The sequence below is a fragment of the Arthrobacter sp. Leaf337 genome (assembly GCF_001423745.1).
Classification (GTDB): Bacteria; Actinomycetota; Actinomycetes; order Actinomycetales; family Micrococcaceae; genus Arthrobacter.
In genome coordinates this window covers 276,531-294,118 of record NZ_LMPC01000027.1, presented here as the reverse complement: position 1 = coordinate 294,118, position 17,588 = coordinate 276,531, and the positions used below count along the sequence as shown (strand labels likewise).

At 65.6% G+C, this 17,588-nt stretch carries 14 protein-coding genes; 3 read left to right on the top strand and 11 right to left on the bottom strand.

Annotated features, from left to right (window positions below; all coding sequences use genetic code 11):
- Positions 1–22: 22 nt before the first annotated feature.
- Positions 23–409, bottom strand: a complete 387-nt coding sequence (locus tag ASF98_RS18645; RefSeq protein ID WP_055805006.1) for an SRPBCC family protein — start codon at positions 407–409, stop codon at positions 23–25.
- Positions 410–414: 5 nt separating this feature from the next.
- Positions 415–1,713, bottom strand: a complete 1,299-nt coding sequence (locus ASF98_RS18640; RefSeq protein ID WP_055805003.1) for an NAD(P)/FAD-dependent oxidoreductase — start codon at positions 1,711–1,713, stop codon at positions 415–417.
- A 169-nt stretch (positions 1,714–1,882) separates the two neighbouring features.
- Between ASF98_RS18640 and ASF98_RS18635 the strand changes: the two genes are divergently transcribed.
- Positions 1,883–2,812, top strand: coding sequence for an SMP-30/gluconolactonase/LRE family protein (locus ASF98_RS18635; protein WP_055805002.1), 930 nt, complete (start codon positions 1,883–1,885; stop codon positions 2,810–2,812).
- Positions 2,813–2,908: 96 nt separating this feature from the next.
- Here the strand turns inward: ASF98_RS18635 and ASF98_RS18630 are convergent, their stop codons facing one another.
- From ASF98_RS18630 to ASF98_RS18615, 4 genes are all read right to left on the bottom strand, one after another.
- Complete coding sequence (locus ASF98_RS18630) at positions 2,909–5,131, bottom strand: alpha-galactosidase (RefSeq protein ID WP_055804998.1); 2,223 nt, start codon at positions 5,129–5,131, stop codon at positions 2,909–2,911.
- Between the two features lie 177 nt (positions 5,132–5,308).
- Positions 5,309–6,649 carry an ABC transporter substrate-binding protein gene (locus tag ASF98_RS18625; protein WP_055804996.1) on the bottom strand — a complete coding sequence of 447 codons (1,341 nt, stop codon included), beginning with the start codon at positions 6,647–6,649 and terminating at the stop codon, positions 5,309–5,311.
- A 63-nt stretch (positions 6,650–6,712) separates the two neighbouring features.
- Positions 6,713–7,642 (bottom strand): carbohydrate ABC transporter permease, encoded by a 930-nt coding sequence (locus ASF98_RS18620; RefSeq protein WP_055804993.1) that lies wholly within the window; start codon positions 7,640–7,642, stop codon positions 6,713–6,715.
- 12 nt (positions 7,643–7,654) lie between these two features.
- Positions 7,655–8,611, bottom strand: a complete 957-nt coding sequence (locus tag ASF98_RS18615; RefSeq protein ID WP_055805149.1) for a carbohydrate ABC transporter permease — start codon at positions 8,609–8,611, stop codon at positions 7,655–7,657.
- Between the two features lie 215 nt (positions 8,612–8,826).
- Between ASF98_RS18615 and ASF98_RS18610 the strand changes: the two genes are divergently transcribed.
- Both ASF98_RS18610 and ASF98_RS18605 read left to right on the top strand, forming a co-directional pair.
- Positions 8,827–10,029, top strand: a complete 1,203-nt coding sequence (locus ASF98_RS18610) for a Gfo/Idh/MocA family protein (protein ID WP_055804991.1) — start codon at positions 8,827–8,829, stop codon at positions 10,027–10,029.
- Positions 10,030–10,043: 14 nt separating this feature from the next.
- Positions 10,044–11,066, top strand: coding sequence for a LacI family DNA-binding transcriptional regulator (locus ASF98_RS18605; RefSeq protein ID WP_055805147.1), 1,023 nt, complete (start codon positions 10,044–10,046; stop codon positions 11,064–11,066).
- Positions 11,067–11,084: 18 nt separating this feature from the next.
- Here ASF98_RS18605 and ASF98_RS18600 read toward each other — a convergent pair whose 3' ends face one another.
- From ASF98_RS18600 to acs, 5 genes are all read right to left on the bottom strand, one after another.
- Entirely contained in the window at positions 11,085–11,876 is a 792-nt protein-coding gene (locus tag ASF98_RS18600) for a DeoR/GlpR family DNA-binding transcription regulator (protein ID WP_055804988.1), read from the bottom strand.
- A gap of 58 nt (positions 11,877–11,934) precedes the next feature.
- On the bottom strand, positions 11,935–12,849 hold the full coding sequence (locus ASF98_RS18595) for a carbohydrate ABC transporter permease (protein WP_055804986.1): 915 nt from the start codon (positions 12,847–12,849) through the stop codon (positions 11,935–11,937).
- On the bottom strand, positions 12,846–13,823 hold the full coding sequence (locus tag ASF98_RS18590; protein ID WP_055804983.1) for a carbohydrate ABC transporter permease: 978 nt from the start codon (positions 13,821–13,823) through the stop codon (positions 12,846–12,848). The genes ASF98_RS18595 and ASF98_RS18590 overlap by 4 nt, the downstream gene beginning before the upstream one ends.
- A 15-nt stretch (positions 13,824–13,838) precedes the next feature.
- Complete coding sequence (locus ASF98_RS18585; RefSeq protein WP_055805144.1) at positions 13,839–15,149, bottom strand: ABC transporter substrate-binding protein; 1,311 nt, start codon at positions 15,147–15,149, stop codon at positions 13,839–13,841.
- A 221-nt stretch (positions 15,150–15,370) separates the two neighbouring features.
- Positions 15,371–17,488, bottom strand: coding sequence for an acetate--CoA ligase (gene acs / locus ASF98_RS18580; protein ID WP_082506937.1), 2,118 nt, complete (start codon positions 17,486–17,488; stop codon positions 15,371–15,373).
- Between the last annotated feature and the right edge of the window lie 100 nt (positions 17,489–17,588).

Genomic DNA, 17,588 nt, shown 5'->3' with positions numbered 1-17,588 from the left:
TGCATGCGGCGTGCGCTGTTCTTTACGGCGGGCTGACGGGGCGGACCGTGATCCTGGCAATGCGGCGCAGTGCCGCAGAGCAAACTGGGAGGTAGGCGGGCGCCCACCAAGGAACCGTGAACGTGACCCGGCAGCCGTCCCCTTCCGGAACCACAAGGTGCCCGGTCGCGCGGATTCCGGCCACGGACCAGGACCAGGAACGGCCTGCCCGGTATTCCGTCACCGTGAAGGGCAATGTGACAGCGGCGACCGTCCGCACCCGGCCGGTGCTGCCGGCCGTGAAGCCGGGCGAGTCCAGTTCTGCACCCCTCACGGAAGGCCCCCATTCACGCCAGCGGCCGACGTCGGTGAGCAGCTCCCACACGTCCGCGGCGGGCGCCTCGATGTGCCGGGACACGGATAAGCGCATCCGCGCTACCGGAAGTCCGCGCGCAGGACGGCCTGCGCCGTGAGGTGGCCGCTTTCGAGGGCGCCCTGGATGGAGGCGGTGGCGCGGTGGTCGCCGCAGACGAAGACTCCGGGTGAGATCTCAGCAGGCTGCGGGGACCCCAATGGAGGAGGCTGGACGGGCAGGGCATTCGGAACTTCGTGCCGGGCCACCAGTTCCCATCCGGTGGCATCAGCCCCGTAGATTTCAGCGGCATGCCGGCGGACCGCATCATCGCCGGGCAACGGCCGGCCGCGGCCGAACAGCGCCGATGTCTGCACAAGGTGCCTGCCGGCGGGGGTATAACCCGGAGCTGCGTTGGAAACGACCGCCGTATTGACCAGGGGGCCGCCGGGCCGCTCCCGCGCATCAACGCAGAGCAGGTTCAGCCGGGACGGAGGCTCGCCGGCCGCGAACCAGTGCGTCAGCACCCCCTTCATGGCGGGAAGGCCGCCCGCCGCACCGCCGCCGTCGTTTCCTAGCGCCAGGGCTTCGGCGCCGGCCGGGTCCGTAGCCACCACCACCTGCTCAGCCCGGAGCTCGGCACCGGAGGCACGGACCAGCATGGAGCCGCCTTCGCGCCGGATGGAATTCACCTTTATCCCGGTGCGGACAGGCGTGGCGAGCGAGGCGGCCAGCTGCCGCGGCAGGGCCTGCATGCCCATTCGCGGCAGCCCCGGCACTCCGAGCGCGAAGGTGCGCAGCAGGAGCCGGGCGAAGTCGTTGGAGGTGCTGCCGTCGTCTTCGAGGAGCACCCCGGCGAAGAACCGATCAACCACCCGGCGGAGTTCGCCCGCCAAACGCGCGTCGTCCAGTGCCTGCCGCAGCGTCACGTCCCGGCCAGACACGGCGGCGCGACGTCCGCCGCCGTCGTACTGCCGCCATGACCGGACGACGGCGGGAGCCGCCCAGCGGAGGAGGGCAGCCGCCTCGCGCGGCTTCGCAAGGCCGCTGCCAATGGTCCTGGCGATCAGCTGCGGTTCGCGCAGGGGATGGGCCAGCACCGCGAGACCGTCATCACGGCGTACTCCGAGCCCGGCGCCGAAGGGCTGCAGCTCCAGGGCACTGACGTCCACCCAGCGGCGGACGGCCGGGTAGGCGGGATTCAGAACCTGGAACCCGCGGTCCACCAGGAATCCGTCCACGTGCTCCGTGCGGATCCGGCCGCCCACGTCGTCGGCCGCTTCCCACACCCGCACGTCACGCCCGGCTGCCTGCAGCTCCCGGGCACACTGGAGCCCCGCAAGCCCGGCGCCGACCACCAGAACCTCACACGAATCGGTCATGCTTCATCTTGGCACGCATGCCATTTCCGGGCCTCTGGCCACGCTTTGTGCCGGTGCCTAGACTTGAAGGACCATCGTGCGGAGCTCCCGTGCCGGTCAGCTCGCGCGAAAAGCCCGATCTGGAGAGAGCGTCATCATGCGCTGCAAAAATGTGGATTCAGGAAAAGCAATGCGCCGTGCCGCCGTGGGACTGGTGGCCCTCGCAGCACTCATCATTCCGGCACCCGTTGCGTCTGCCGGTCCGCCGTCGACCAAGGGCGATGACAAGGTCATCGAGCTTCCCGGCGCGTCGTCCGCCGAAGGCATAGCTGAGGGCGAGGGCACCACCTTTTTCGCCGGGGACCTGTTCAAGGGGGACATCTACCGCGGAGATACCCGCCGCGGAACCGCCAGGCTCTACATCGACGTTCCAGACGGCCGGATGGCGGTTGGCATGAAAGTTGACGTGGAGAACGGCCTGCTCTTCGTTGCCGGCGGCACCACCGGCCAGGCCTACGTCTATGACACCGGCTCGCGGAAGACTGTGGCCACCTACCAGCTGACCCGGGATCCAGCCTTCATCAACGACGTCGCGGTGACGGATGACGGCGCCTGGTTCACCAACTCCACGAAGGGCGAGCTGTACTTCGTCCCGGTTGACCGACATGGCAAGCCGGGCGAAGACGTCAGGACGCTCACGCTGAAAGGACCTGCTGCCGAGACTCCCGCCGACTTCAACCTGAACGGCATCGCGGCCGTCCGGGGCGGCCGGACCCTGATCCTGGCGCATTCCGCGAACGAAGCCCTGTATACGGTGGAGCCGGGCTCCGGTGAGACCGCCGACAGCGCAAAGATCACTGGTGCCAGCCTGCCCTACGTGGACGGGATTGTGGTGAAGGGGAACACCCTCTGGGCCGTGCAAAACATGATCAACCAGGTGAGCCGCGTCCGGCTGGACTCCCGGCTGGATTCCTTCGAGGTCAAGGACGTCATCACCAGCCCTGACTTCCAGGTCCCGACGACGGCGGCCCTGTTTGGCGATACCCTCGCCGTGGTTAACGCGAAGTTCGGCGTTCAAGGGGCCAGCAAGTACGAGGTGGTCCTTGTCGACGCCCGCTGAGCGGACTTTGGACGCCCGCTGAGCGGACGTGGAAAGCAGAGAGCCTGCCGGCCGGGTTTGGTACCCGGCCGGCAGGCTCTTTGGGAGTCGCTGAACCTACACGGCAGTCAAGCGCATCAGCAGTGCGTGTTCCGGGTTGAGGACGGGCATGGGCAGCCCCACCTCGGCCAGGAACCGGCCGCTGGCTTCCGCTCCGGCGGCCAGCCAGGCCGGTGGCTGCGCCTGGGTGAAGTTGTGCGCGTAGTCTGCGTCGCCGGGCGTCGGGAAGATGGCCTCAACCCGGTAGCTGCGGTCCTGGTCCAGTCCCGGAATGGTGATGCGCCCCGGACGCTCCGCGAACGAGGTCCTGGTGCTGACCAGCGCGAACAGTGCGGCCGTGTCTCCGGTCGCCGGGGTGCCCTGGGACACCACGCCGTGAAGCATGAGCGAATCGTCGGCAACGTCGGCGCGGACCATCCGGCCGGAGTGGATCAGGCCGCGGTGCTCCTTGTAAAGGCCGATGAACCGCTTGAGTTCTTCGCGCTCCGCGCCGTGGACCTGGCGGACATCCCATTCCAGGCCGAAGTGCCCGAAGAAGGCAGTGATGGCTCGGAACGAAATGTCGTGCGTGCGTGCCGTGGTGTGGGAGGTGGTGGGGCCGATGTGACCGCCCACCAGCTCCGGCGGCACCACCAGCCCGGTCCAGCGCTGGATGGTCTGGCGCTCCAGGGCGTCGTTGCAGTCCGAAGCCCAGATCCGGTCGGTCGTTTCCAGGATCCCCAGGTCCACGCGGGCGCCGCCGGACGAACAGCTCTCAATCTCCAGGCCCGGGTGGGCCCTCTTGAGCTCGCCAAAGAGGCGGTAGGCGGCGAGTGTCTGCTCGTGCACGGAGGAGCGCCCGGCGTGGCCGTGCTCGGTGAGGTCCCGGTTCTGGTCCCACTTCAGGTAGCTGATGTTGTTTTCGCGGAGCAGGGCGTCGATGCGGTCAAAGACGTACTGCCAGGCCTCGGGGTTGACCAGGTCGATGACGTGCTGATGGCGCCAGGTCAGTGGCAGCCGGCCGCCGTCCTTGTGGGACCGGACAGCGGGTCCAACGATCCATTCCGGGTGGGCGCGCGCCACGTCGGAGTCCAGGTTGATCATTTCCGGCTCAACCCAGAGGCCGAATTCCATCCCGCGGGACGTGACGGCATCGATCAGCGGTGTGAGGCCGTCCGGCCACAGGCCCTCGTCAACGTACCAGTCGCCGAGGCCCGCCTGGTCATGCCGACGGCCACGGAACCAGCCGTCGTCGAGCACGAAGCGTTCCACGCCCAGGTCCGCCGCCGAATCCGCCAGTTCGATCAGCGTGCTGAGATCGTGATTGAAGTAGACGGCTTCCCAGACGTTGAGCACCACGGGCCGGGCCTTGCCGGTGCCCGCCTTGCCTGCGCCCGAAACGGCTGACGCCGAAGGCAGCACGTGGTGCGGACGGTTCCTGAACCAGCTGTAGAAGGCCTCGCTGATGCCATCCAGGCCGCGGTCCGAGTACGCCGCGAAGAGTGCGGGGGTGGTGTAGCTGCCGTTCGGCTCGAGGACCACTTCGGCAGGGCCCAGCAGCTCGGAGCCGCCGATCATGGTCCGGCCGTCGCCGATGGTGTCCGCGAACTGTTCGTGGTTTCCGCTCCAGGCAAGGTGGGTGGCCCAGACCCTGCCATGGCGGTTGCCGAAGTCCGCCGTGCCGGCCGCCAGCAGCAGCGAGGAATCGTGGCCGGTGCGCCCGTGCCGCCCTGTCCGCACCCAGGTGCCCTGCTGGATGGCCCGGCGCTGCGGGTGGCGTTCACGGCACCAGCGTCCGGTCAGGTCAAGGAGTTCGACGGCGTCAGGAGCCACCGGCAGCACGGTGGCCAGTTCGTCGAGCTGAAAGGGTGAAGTGCCGGTGTTGGTGACGGTGTGGCGCATTTCCAGCAGGCCGCCGTCGTGCAGTTCCAGCGTGGATTCGACGGTGATGCCGGCGTCCGGATCTGACTGGACAATCACAGCTGAATTCCCGACGGCGGACTTTCCGCCGGTTTTGACGTCCGCGACGCGGAGGCGGACGGAGAAATCGTAGCCGGGCACGCCGTCGGCGATCCGGTGCCCGCGGAGGGCAGGGCGTCCGCGCCAGCTCGACGATGCCTGCGGCAGCAGCCCGGCGGGGACGGCGGCGTCGACGGCGGAGGGCGGGATCGGTTCGCCGAGGATGGCCAGATCGGGCAGTGAAGCGCCCAGATCGGCGCCCCAATGAATGACCTCGGCCTCCCCGCTGTCGAAGCTGATCACCAGGCTGGTGCCGGCGGAGCGGAGGTGCAGGGGATCCATGGGGTTACTCTTTCGATGTGGCGGTGAGCGTACCGTGACGCTGCCGGCGGGTTTGTATGGTGTGTTTCGTATGAACGTGCGGGGTGGAGTGCCCCGGGTGCCGCCGCTTCGCGAGGATGAAACGGCGGCACCTGGGGCCGTGGCTGCGACCACTTACGCAGCCACTGCAGGTGCGGTCTACTTGAAGAGATCGTTCACCTGGTTGTTGGCTTCGGTCAAGGAGCTGGCAGGCTTCTTGCCGGAGAGCACGGCGTCCATTGCGGGCTTCATGATGCCGTCAACTTTGGCCGCTTTGTCCGCGATGGGGAAGAGGAACGTGGTGCCGTCCTCGACGTGGGTGGTAAAGGCCGAGACGTCGGTGCCCTTGGCCTTGAACGCTTCGGCTGCCTTTTCGGAGGAGCTGGTGATGGCGGGGAAGACGACGGCCTTGGAAGCCACAACGTCCTGGCAGGCGGTCGAACCGAGGTATTCGACCCACTTGACGGATGCCGCCGGGTTCTTGGTGCCCGCCCAGACGGAGTCGGCCAGGCCGTTGAACATGCTGGCACGCTTGCCGTCGGGACCCTTGGGGGTGGGGGCGAACGCCGTCTCCACGCCCTTGTAGCTCTTGTACTGGCCGATCAGCCAGTCACCCGTGGTGTTGATGGCCGCCTTGCCGGCACCGAAGTTGTCCGCCAGGCTGGCGCCAACGGTGGTTTCCAGCTTGGGCATGTAGCCCTTCTCGATCAGGCCGGCCCACCAGGCGATGGTCTCCTGGAATTTGGGGTCATCGTAGTTGAACTTGGTCCCCCAGGGATTCTTGTCAGTGGCGGTCCAACCCGTGGTGGCGCTGAGGAAGCTCCATTCGGTCTGGCCCTGGCCGGAGCCGCTGCCTGCCAGGCCCAGGCCGTAGACGGCCACGTTGTTCTTGTCGAAGCCTGCCTCGTCGCCGCGCTTGCCGCTCTTGTCCACGGTGAGGCGGGCGATGGCCTTCTCGTAGCTGCCGCCGTCCTTCGGGTTCCAGTCGAGGTTGGCCATCTGCTCGGCGGTCAGGCCCGCCGAATCGGCCATGGCCTTGTTGTAGAACAGGCCAACGGTGTCCCAGTCCTTGGGCAGGCCGTAGCGCTTGCCGTCCTGGCCGACCCACAGCTCCGGCAGGCCCTTGGTGTAGCTGTCCAGCTTGATGCCGTCCTTGGCCACGGCGTCATCGAGGGAGAGCAGCTGCTTCTTGGCGGCGTACTCAGGGTACTTCGAGAGGTGGTTCGTGAAGACGTCCGGGGCGGTGCCGGCGACGAAGCCGTTGGTCAGGGTGGTCCAGTAGTCATCCCACCCGCGCTGGGTGATTTTGACCTTGATGTCCGGGTTGGCTTTGGTGAAATCGTCAGCGCACTGCTGGTACGCCGGAAGCTGGTTGGCGTCCCACAGCCAGTAGTTGATTTCGCCCTTGGCCTCGGTGGAGGCGGTGCTGCCTCCGCCGCAGGCGGAGAGGGACAGTGCGATTGCCGCGGCGGCAGCTGCGACGCCGATGGTTTTCTTCATGATGGACCTTTCGAGGGTGTTTCTGGAGACGAACGTGTTTCTGGGGAGAGTGAACTGGGGGTGTTACTTGATTCCGGAGAAGCCGATGGAGTTGACCACCTTCTTGCCGAAGGCAATGAACAGCAGGAGCACCGGGAGTGCGGCCACGAGCGTTGCGGCCATCAGGCCGGTCCAGTCGGGGGCGCCCTGCGGTGACTGGGACTTGAAGACGCCCAGGCCCACCGTGAGCACCCGTACGTTTTCGTCCTGGCCCACCAGGAGCGGCCAGAAGTATTCGTTCCACTGGCCGATGAAAGTGAGGAGGGCCAGTGTGGCCAGCGGCGCCGCTGCGTTGGGCAGGACGATCTGGAAGAAGATCCGTAGGTGCTTGGCGCCGTCGAGCATTGCGGCTTCTTCCACTTCCCGGGACATGCTGAGGAAGAACTGGCGCAGGAAGAAGATGGCGAACGGGGTCATGAACAGGAAGGGCAGCGTCATGCCGGCAAAGGTGTTGAGCAGGCCCAGGTTCTTGATCATCAGGAAGTTGGGCAGCGCTGTGAAGATCGGCGGGACCATCATGGTGGCTAGGAACAGACCGAATACGGCGTTCCGTCCGGGCCAGCGGAGCCGGGAGAATGCGTAGGCTGCCATGGCGCTGAAGAAGACTTGCCCTGCCGTGGTGACGCTGGCGAAGATGATCGAGTTCCGCAGGTAGAGCCAGAAGTTGATCGCAGCTCCCGAGCCTCCCTCGGCGATGGCCTCCTCGGGACTCTGCATTCCGAGGACCCGTTTGAAGGCCCCGAGGTTGAAATCGGCAGGAAGGAGGTTGCCTGCGTTGGAGGCCAGCGAGGCATTCGTGGACAGTGCCGTGCGGAGCATCCACAGGAAGGGTGCCACGGTGACGGCGACTGCGACGGCCACGAGGGCCCAGGCTCCGACGCGCCGCCAGTTGACGGGCTTCTTGTTGACGGGAACTTTGTTGACGGACTTGCGGGTGAGTGTGGAGGTGCTCATGGCTGGGGTTCCTTAGTCCAGATCCGATTCGTTGCCCTTGAGGAACTTCATTTGCACGAAGGCCACCAGGGCAAGAATGAGGAAGAGAATGACGGACAGGGCCGATGCGTAGCCGAAGTCCGATTCGCCAAAGGCCTTTTGGTAGATGTACATCTGGATGACGCGGGAGGCGTTGATTGGCCCGCCGCCGGTGGTCACTGCCACGGTGTCGAACACCTGGAACGAACCGATGACGGTTACGACGAGCACCAGCACCAACACGGGACGCAGGAGCGGCATGGTGATGCTCCAGAAGGTCCGGGTGGGGGACGCCCCGTCCAGCGAAGCAACCTCGTAGACGTGGTTGGGAATCGACTGCAGCCCGGCGAAGAGCAGGAGGGCCGTGTAGCCCATGTGCCGCCAGACGTTGACGGCGGCGATGGTGGGGATGGCCCATTGCTCGCTGCCGAAGAAGGCGATGCGCGGCAGGCCCATCCAGTTGATGATTTCGTTGACGATGCCGATCTGGTAGTCGAGCATCCAGAACCACAGCAGGGCGACGATGACGTTGGCCACCAGGAAGGGAAGCAGCAACGCGCCGCGGATGAATGTGGACTTTGCCACCCGGTGCATCAGGAGGGCCAGTCCGAGGGCGATCAGGGTCTGGAAGCCGATGTTCAGGCCGACGTACTGGACGGTAACCCCCATGGCGTTCCAGAACAGTTCATCGCCAAGCATGGCGGTGTAGTTCTTGATGCCGATCCACGTGGGGTCGCCCAGGATGCTGTACTCGGTGAAGCTGAGGTAGACGCCCCGGATGGTGGGCACCAGATAGAAGAGAACAAAGCCGATCATTGCCGGGAAGATGAAGAACAATGCCATCTTCAAGTCGCCGAGCCGGCGGAGGCGGCCCTTACGGGCGGTCTTCCCGGCCTTGGGGAGTCCGGCCCGGGCTGCCGGGTCCTGTTGCTGCTTGGTAAGGGTGGTCATCATCGACCCTTTCCTGACTGTGATGTGGGTAACAACTGAAGATGAATCTACACGAGTAGATTTGGGCTGGCAAGTATTTTTTCCTGCAAACAAAGAAAATTAAGGCTCCACTTGATAATTCGTTGACTCGAGTAGATTCGGGTGGAAGACTTTGGCCCAGGCCCAACCTGGGCCTTCATGCCCGCAATCGCGGGCCAGCCAAGGGAAGGTAAACAATGGCGTTTTCAATAGGAGTCGTCGGTGTCGGACAGTTCGGCGGCCATTTCGCCCATCTCTTTAAGCTCCACCCGGGAGTCAGCGAGGTTTACGTCGTCGACGAACGGCCGGAACGCGCCGCGGCGGCGCAGGAGCGCTGGGGGCTCGACGGCACCAAGGCAAGCTTCGAGGAGCTGCTGGCGTCCGACGTCGACGCCGTCGCCATCTTCACGCAGCGCTGGACCCACGGTCCGCTGGTGGAGCAGGCGCTCCGCGCCGGCAAGCATGTCTACTCCGCAGTGCCCATGGCAGTTTCGGAAGAACAGATCGAGCGCATCATCGAGGCCGTGAAGGAAACCGGGCTGGTCTACGCCATGGGGGAGACCAGCTACTACAACCCCGCCACTGTCTACGCCCGCAACCAGCACGCCGCCGGCAAATTCGGCCGGATCTTCTACAGCGAAGGCGACTACGTCCACGACATGGACCTGGGCTTCTACGACGCCTACCAGTACAGCGGCGGAGACGCCTGGAAGTCGACGGCGAGCTACCCGCCCATGCTGTACCCCACCCACGCCATCGGCGGCGTCCTGGGCGCATTGCCGTCCCACGCGGTCAGTGTCAGCTGCATCGGCGTCAAGGACGACCGCGGGGACGGCGTCTTCGACAAGGAAGTCAGCATGTTCGGCAACGACTTCTCGAACGCCACCGCGCTCTTTGAACTGAACGACGGCGGCGCGATGCGGACCAACGAGATGCGCCGGGTGGGGTACCCGTCGCACATCCGTGAATCCCGGTTCCGCTTCTTCGGCACCGAAGCCAGCTTCGAGCAGCTGGCCAAGGTCACGGTGTGGCAGGACAAGGAAAACGTCCACGACATCTCCGAACAGGTGGAAACCCGGCCCAGCATCCCGTTGGACGACCCCTCGCTGGCCGACGTCGCCCCGGAACTGCGTGACGCGTTCATCTCCGGCCTTGCCCCCGTGCATGACCGCAGCCGCCTGCCGGAGGAATTCCGCGGCGCCCCGAACGGGCACGAGGGAAGCCACCAGTTCCTGGTGGACGACTTCGTGACCGCGGTCAATGAGGGAACGCTGCCGCCCGTCAATGCCTGGGTGGCCGCGCGGTTCACGCTTCCCGGAATCGTGGCGCATGCCTCGGCCCAGCAGAACGGCGAACGCTTGCCCATCCGCGATTTTGGCGACGCACCGCGGGACGCATAGCTAGCATGTACTCCATGACCATTCCCGCAACGCACCCGACCCGAGGTCCGGTAGTAACCCGCAAGGATGTTGCCCGCTATGCGGGTGTGAGCACGGCGGTGGTCAGCTACGTTGTCAACGGCGGCCCAAAACGGGTGGCGCCTGCCACGGAAGCGAAGGTCCAGGACGCGATCCGCGTCCTGGGCTACCGTCCCAACGCCGCCGCACGCGCGCTCAAACTCGGGTCCAGCGAGACCATCGGCCTGATCATTCCGGACAACAGCAACCCGTTCTTTTCGTTGCTGGCGCACGCGGTGGAAGACGCAGCCGGCGAGCTCGGCTACGCGTTGTTCCTGACCAACTCCGACGGCGACCTCGCCAAGGAACGCCGGCACATCCGGAACCTCGCCGCGCGCCAGGTGGACGGAGTGGTGCTCGCCAGCGTCCTCTCCGAACCGGACCTAGCGGACCTGGAAGCGGCGGAGATTTCATCGGTCCTGCTAAGCCACAGCGAGAGGCCCGCCGGCGTCACCAGCGTCGGCGTGGACCTCGCCGCAGGTGCCCGCACTGCCGTGGAACACCTGATCGGGCATGGCCACACCAACATCGGACTGGCCATGGGTACCACCACCGCCAACGAGGCCGATGACCGCGAACAGGGCTGGCTGCAGGCGCTCAAGGCTGCCGGCTTGCCTGAGGGCCCGATCGCGCGCAGCGCCTTCACCCGGGACGGAGGCTACGCCGCCGGGAAGCGCCTGTTGGCGTCGGGGCACCGGCCCACCGCTGTTTTTGCGAGTTCGGACATGCAGGCGGTGGGCATCCTCCGGGCCCTGCACGAAGCGGGACTCACTGTGCCGGGCGACATTGCCCTGGCCGCCTTCGACGGCTCGGTGGAGGCCGAATATTCCTGGCCCCCGCTGACCACCGTGGAACAGCCGGTCCGTGCCATGGCGGACGCCGCAGTGCGCGCGCTGGTCGGTGCGGGCCGCGGCGAGCCGCCCCGGCACCACGTCTTTCCCACGAAGCTGCTGGTCAGGCAGTCCTGCGGCTGCCCATAGAGTTTTCCGGCAACACCGCTAGCCGGCGTCGACGATCCGCAGCCGGCTGACGCTTTCCTGCAGGAACCGGCGCGCGTCCGAGCTGAGGCCGGCGTCGCTGATGACCTCATCGGCCTCCTCGAACCCCGCGATGGTGCTCATGCCCTGGGTGCCCCACTTGGTGTGGTCGGCCACCACCACCACCTTGCGCGAGGCCGCCACGAACGCGCGGTCAGTCTCGGCCTCCAGCATGTTGGGCGTGGTGAAGCCGGCATCGGGATCCATGCCGTGGACGCCCAGGAACAGCAGGTCCAGGTGCAGCTGCTTCAGCGCCGCCATCGCAATCGGTCCAACCAGCGCGTCCGACGGCGTGCGTTCGCCGCCGATCAGGATCACCGTGGAACCGTACCGTCCGGCACCGGAGGATGAGCCGTGATGGAACACGTCGGCAATGCGGATGGAGTTGGTCACAACCGTGATCCGTGGTCCGTTGACAAGCTCCTTGGCCAGCGCCCACGTGGTGGTTCCGGCGCCCAGCCCCACCGCCATCCCTTCATGGACAAGCGACGCCGCTTCCAGGGCAATGGCCCGTTTCTCGGCTGTGAGTTGCGTGGATTTCTGCTCGAAGCCCGGTTCGTGCGTGCTGGCATCGCCGGGAAGCTTGGCGCCGCCGTGGATCCGCTCCACCCGGCCGCCTTCCTCGAGCAGCTCGATGTCCCGCCGAACGGTCATGAGCGACACACCAAGCTGCTGGGCCAGGTCCGAGACGCGGACCACCCTCTCGCGCTGGACGGCGTCCACGATTGCCTGGTGGCGTGCTGCGGGGAGCATGGAATTCCTTTCGGGCTGCGGGCGGGGGAGTGCTGCCCCCGTCAAGTTCCATCATGGTCTACCCCTTGGAAGAACCAAGAGTCAGCCCCGCAACAAACTGCCGCTGCAGGAGCAGGTAGATCACCAGCGTGGGGATGACCGTGATCACGGCGCCGGCCGCCAGCAGGTTGTAGTTGTTCAGGAACTGGCCCTGGAGGTTGTTGATGGCAGTGGTGATCGGGAGCCGGTTGCCGCTCTGGATGAACAGGAGCGGCCAGAAGTAGTCGTTGTAGATGAAGATGACCTGCAGGGTGCCGAGCGCAGCAAACGCCGGCCGGCACAGCGGCAGGATGATCTCGCGGTACTGCCGCCAGATGCCGGCGCCGTCCACCAACGCGGCTTCGGTCAGGTCGGCGGAGAGTGCCTTCATGTAGTTGGAGAGCACGAACGTGCAGAATCCCATTTGGAAGGCCGTGTTGACGGCGATGACGATGATGTATGTGTTCAGCATGTTGCCGGAATCGCTGAAGGAATAGGGCACTTCGAAGTGTTTGGCCATCTCGAACAACGGCGCGGCCAGGACCTGCGGCGGCAGCAGGTTACCGGCGGTGAACATGATGAGCAGGGTGATGTTGAACTTCCAGTTCACCCGGCTCACGGCGAACGCCATCAGGGACGCCAGGAACAGGGTCACGAGCACGGCGGGAACCGTGATGATGACCGAGTTCCAGAAATACGTGGCGAATCCGCCCTGCGTCCAGGCCTGGATGAAGTTGTCGAAATTGAAGGCCCCGGCCAGGCTGAAATAGCCGTGCTCGTTGGTGGACGCCACCGGCCGGAGGGCAGTGAAGACGGACCAGCCCAACGGGATCAGCCACATGACGGCCATGACCGTCAGGAAAATGTGGGTCCCGTAGTGGCGCTTCGGCCGGCTGCCGGACCTGGGGGCGGGGGCGGTATCTTGTCCGCCGGCGCGGGCTGTGGTGGTGCTCATGCTTTGTTCTCCTTGCCGAACGTGCGGCTGAGGTAGAAGACGATGGGGACGAGGGAAATGACCAGCAGCACCACCGCCAGGGCCGAGCCGACGCCGATCACCTGGCCTTCGCCCACGAGGTTCTGGATCACCAGGGCGCTGAGCATTTCCAGGCCGTTGGTGCCGCGGTTGATGACGTACACCACGTCAAAGGCCCGCAGCGACTCGATGATGGTGATGACCACGATCACGATGTTGATAGGGCGCATGGCCGGAAACACCACGCGGAAGAACGTCTGGTAGCCGTTGGCCCCGTCGATCGCGGCGGCCTCCTTGAGGCTGGGATCCACCCCCTTGAGCCCGGCCAGATACAGGAGCATGACGTAGCCGGCATGCCGCCAGGTGGCCGCGATCATGGCTGCCCAGATATTCACCGAGGAGTCCCCGAACCAGTCCACGGCCTGCGGCGTCCCGGCCGTGCCCAGCAGGAAGTTCAGCAGCCCGTTATCGCGCTGGTAGAAGAGCTGCCAGATGATGCCGATGAGCGCCAGCGACAACATCACGGGGGCGAAGAAGATGCTCTGGTAGATCTTGCTGCCGCGGATGTTCTGGTCCAGCAGCACAGCCAGCAGCAGGCCCAGCGGCGTTGCGATGAGTGCCAGGAACAGGAGCCACAGCATGTTGTGCTGCACCGCCGGCCAGAACGGCGGGTAGTCCTGGGAGATGTACTGGTAGTTGTCCAGGCCGGCGGAGCGGATGTCGCCCAGGTCCAGGCCGTTCCACCGGGTGAAGCTCAGGCCCACCGACATCAGCATGGGCAGCCACACCAGGGTCAGTTCGATCAGGGTGGGGATGCCTACCATCAGGGACAGGACAAGCTTGTCCCGCCCGGACAGGCGGCGGACCCGCCCGCCCCTGGCCTTGCCGGTTCTCCCGGGAGCGCCTTCAGGCTCCCGGGATTCCGGCGGAATCAGTTCTCGTGCGGTGCTGCTCATGGAAGTCTTCCCTCGCTATTGGGCGGCGTACAGCGTCTTGGCCTGGGCTTCGAGGTTTTTGACGTCCATCTTGCCGTCCTTGATGAAGCTCTGCAGCGCAGGGATCATCACGTTGTTGGCCATCGCGGGAAGGGCATCCCGATCGAAGAACTGGCTGATGTATTTGGCGTTCGCGATGGTGTCCGCGCACGTCTTGTTGAGCGGCGTGAACTTGGACGTGTCGGTGCCCTTGGCCGTGGCAATGTTGGACGAATCCACCGCGGCGTACGCGTCCTGGGCCTCGGCAGATCCCAGGAAGGCCATGAAGTCCCGGGCCGCCTTGTTTTCGCCACCCTTCTTTGACAACAGGAGGCCGTCGATGGGGGCTTCGACGGCGTCGCGGCCTTCCATGGCGATCTCCGGGAAGGCGAAGAAGCCGATGTCCGCCAGGACGGCGGGATCAGTGAACTGCTGGGTCACGAAGGAACCGAGGAGGTACATGCCGGTCTTCTTGGCTTCCAGTGCCTTTGCCGCGTCCTGCCACGTCTGGCCCAGGGCTGCCGGGTCCTGGAACGGAAGGAGTTCGGCCCACGTGTCAAAAACGGCGCTGACCTTCTGCTGGTCCCAGGATTCCTTGTGGGCGCACAGATCCACGTGGAACTGGTAGCCGTTGAGCCGCATGTTGATGTAGTCGAAGGTGCCCATGGCCGGCCAGCCGTCCTTGTCGGCGAAGCCGATGGGAATGATGCCGTCAGCCTTCATCTTCGTGGCCAGGGCCTTGAGCGCGTCGAAAGTCTCCGGAACCTCGTAGCCCTTCTCCGCCCAGAGGCTCTTCCGGTAGAAGAAACCCCACGGGTAGTTGTAGTTGGGGACGAAGTACATCTTGCCGTCAGGTCCGGTGGAAGCCTTCTTCAGCGCGTCGGAGTAGTTGGCGCCGATGCTCTCCCAGACGTCGTCGATGGGTGCCAGGAGTCCCTTGCCCGCGTAGTACTGCATGCGGTAACCGGCAAACCATGTGAAGGTATCGTCCGGCGAGCCCTGCAGGTAGGAGTTGATCTTGTTCTGGAAATCGTTATGCGGCACCACGTTGGTGGTGACTTTCTTGCCGGTCTTGGCGGTGAAGGCATCCGTGACGGCCTGGTAGGCGCGCTTGGGAACATCATCCGAGGACCCGGAACCGAACGTCAGGCCGGGCGAGTCGGAACCTGTGGCCGACGGCCCGCTCCCGCCGGTACAGGCCGCGAGGAACGGAATCCCGGCCACGCCTGCTGCGCCGACGCCGACGGTCTTGAGGATGGTCCGCCGGCTCGGAAAAGCGGTTGCCGACGCATCAAACTGTGCTGCCATGTTCTCTCCCTTGAAAAATAGCTGCATGTGAGACACCTCACATGCTCATGACTATAACGTCTCAAAAGGGAACAGGAAAGAACGGGAAAGAACATTTTGGCGGCAACCGTTATTTGAATCGTCACAAAGCACCGCGGCCCCGTTTTCCCCGCCGTGGCAAGGGAAAACGGGGCCGGCTGGTGCCCGGAAAGCTTCCGGGGCTGTTACTTTCTGAGCGGCCGCTACTTTCGGAGCGAGTGGGCGATCTGCGCCATGACGGTGTTGTCGGCCAGCGTGGTGGCGTCTCCTACCTCGCGGCCTTCGGCGACGTCCTTGAGGAGCCGGCGCATGATTTTGCCGGAGCGGGTCTTGGGCAGTTCGGGCACCACCAGGATGGTCTTGGGCTTGGCGATCGGACCGATTTCCTTGCCCACGTGGTTGCGGAGTTCCTGGACGATCGCGTCGCCGGAGTCCACAGCATCTTCGCGGAGGATCACGAACGCGACGACGGCCTGTCCGGTGGTTTCGTCGGCGGCGCCCACGACTGCTGCCTCGGCAACGGCCGGGTGGCTGACCAGGGCGGATTCGATTTCCGCCGTGGAAAGCCTGTGGCCGGAGATGTTCATGACGTCATCCACGCGGCCCAGGAGCCAGACGTCGCCGTCGTCGTCCTTCTTGGCGCCGTCGCCCGCGAAGTACATGGTCTCGAAGCGAGACCAGTAAGTCTCCTTGAACCTTTCCGGGTCGCCCCAGATGCCGCGGAGCATGGCCGGCCACGGTTCGCGGATCACCAGGAAGCCGCCGTGCCCGTTCGGCACGGATTCGCCGAGCTCATCGACCACATCGACGGCGATGCCCGGCAGCGGAACCTGGGCGGAGCCGGGCTTGGTGGCCGTGACGCCGGGCAGCGGGGCGATCATCTGGGCGCCGGTTTCGGTCTGCCACCAGGTGTCCACGATCGGTGCCGGGTTCTCCTTCTTCTCGCCGTTCTTGCCGGCGTTGGCGCCGATGACGTCGCGGTACCACATCCAGGCTTCGGGGTTGATGGGTTCGCCCACGGAGCCCAGGACGCGGATCGAGGAGAGGTCGAACTTGGCCGGGATCTCCTTGCCCCACTTCATGAAGGTGCGGATGGCGGTGGGTGCGGTGTAGAGGATGGAGACCTTGTACTTCTCGATGATCTCCCACCAGCGGCCCTGGTGCGGGGAGTCCGGCGTGCCTTCGTACATGACCTGGGTGGCGCCGTTGATCAGCGGGGCGTAGGCGACGTAGGAGTGGCCGGTGATCCAGCCGACGTCGGCGGTGCACCAGTACACGTCGGTTTCCGGGTGCAGGTCGAAGACGGCCTTGTGGGTGTAGGCGCCCTGGGCAAGGTACCCGCCGGTGGTGTGCAGGATTCCCTTGGGCTTGCCGGTGGTGCCGGAGGTGTAGAGGATAAACAGCGGGTGCTCGGAGTCATGGCCCACGGCCGTGTGGTCCGGGGAAGCAGTGCCAACCGTGTCGGCCCACCAGTGGTCCCGGCCCTCGTGCCAGTCCACGTCTTGGCCGTTGCGCTTGACGACGACGACGTTCTGCACGGTGTGCCCGCTGCCGTCCCCTTCGTGGGACAAGGCGTCGTCCACCGCGTGCTTCAGGGAGCTGGGCTTGCCGCGGCGGTAGGTGCCGTCGGCGGTGACGACGAGTTTGGCCCCGGCGTCGTCGATCCGGGAGCGCAGGGCCTCGGCGGAGAAGCCGCCGAACACCACCGAGTGGACGGCGCCGATCCGGGCGCAGGCCAGCAACGTGATGACGGCTTCGGGGATCATGGGCAGGTACACGGCCACGCGGTCGCCCTTGGCCACGCCGAGGGACTCGAACGCGTTCGCAGCCTTCTTCACCTCTTCGGTGAGCTGCGCATATGTGTAGGAGCGGGAATCGCCCGGTTCGCCTTCAAAGTAGATGGCCACCCGGTCCCCGAGTCCGTTCTCCACGTGCCGGTCCAGGGCGTTGTACGCGGCGTTGATTTCGCCGCCGACGAACCACTTCGCGAAAGGCGGGTTGGACCAGTCCAGGGTCTCGGTGAAGTCCTTGCTCCAGGTGAGCAGTTCGCGGGCCTGCTTCGCCCAAAAAGCCGGACGGCCGGCGTCGGCCTCAGCATAATCCGCAGCGGTGACCACCGCGTTGGCAGCGAACTCTTCTGACGGGGCGAACTTCCGGTTCTCCTGGGAGAGGTTTTCGAAGGCGTCGCCGTTCCCGCCCTGGGCTCCGTTGGCTGACGGGCTTGCGGCTGCGGAGACTGCAACGGCTCCGGCGGTGGACAAGTTGGCCGGCACGTCGGTGTGTGCAGCGGTGGCCGTGGAGCTGGGTGTGTCCTGGGACATGGTGAACCTCATCATTCATCGATCTTTGCTGCGCGGGACGGGCCGCCACCGGGCCGCAGCCGGGCCGCATGCGCGGCATCGGGCATCGGCTGGTCGCGGC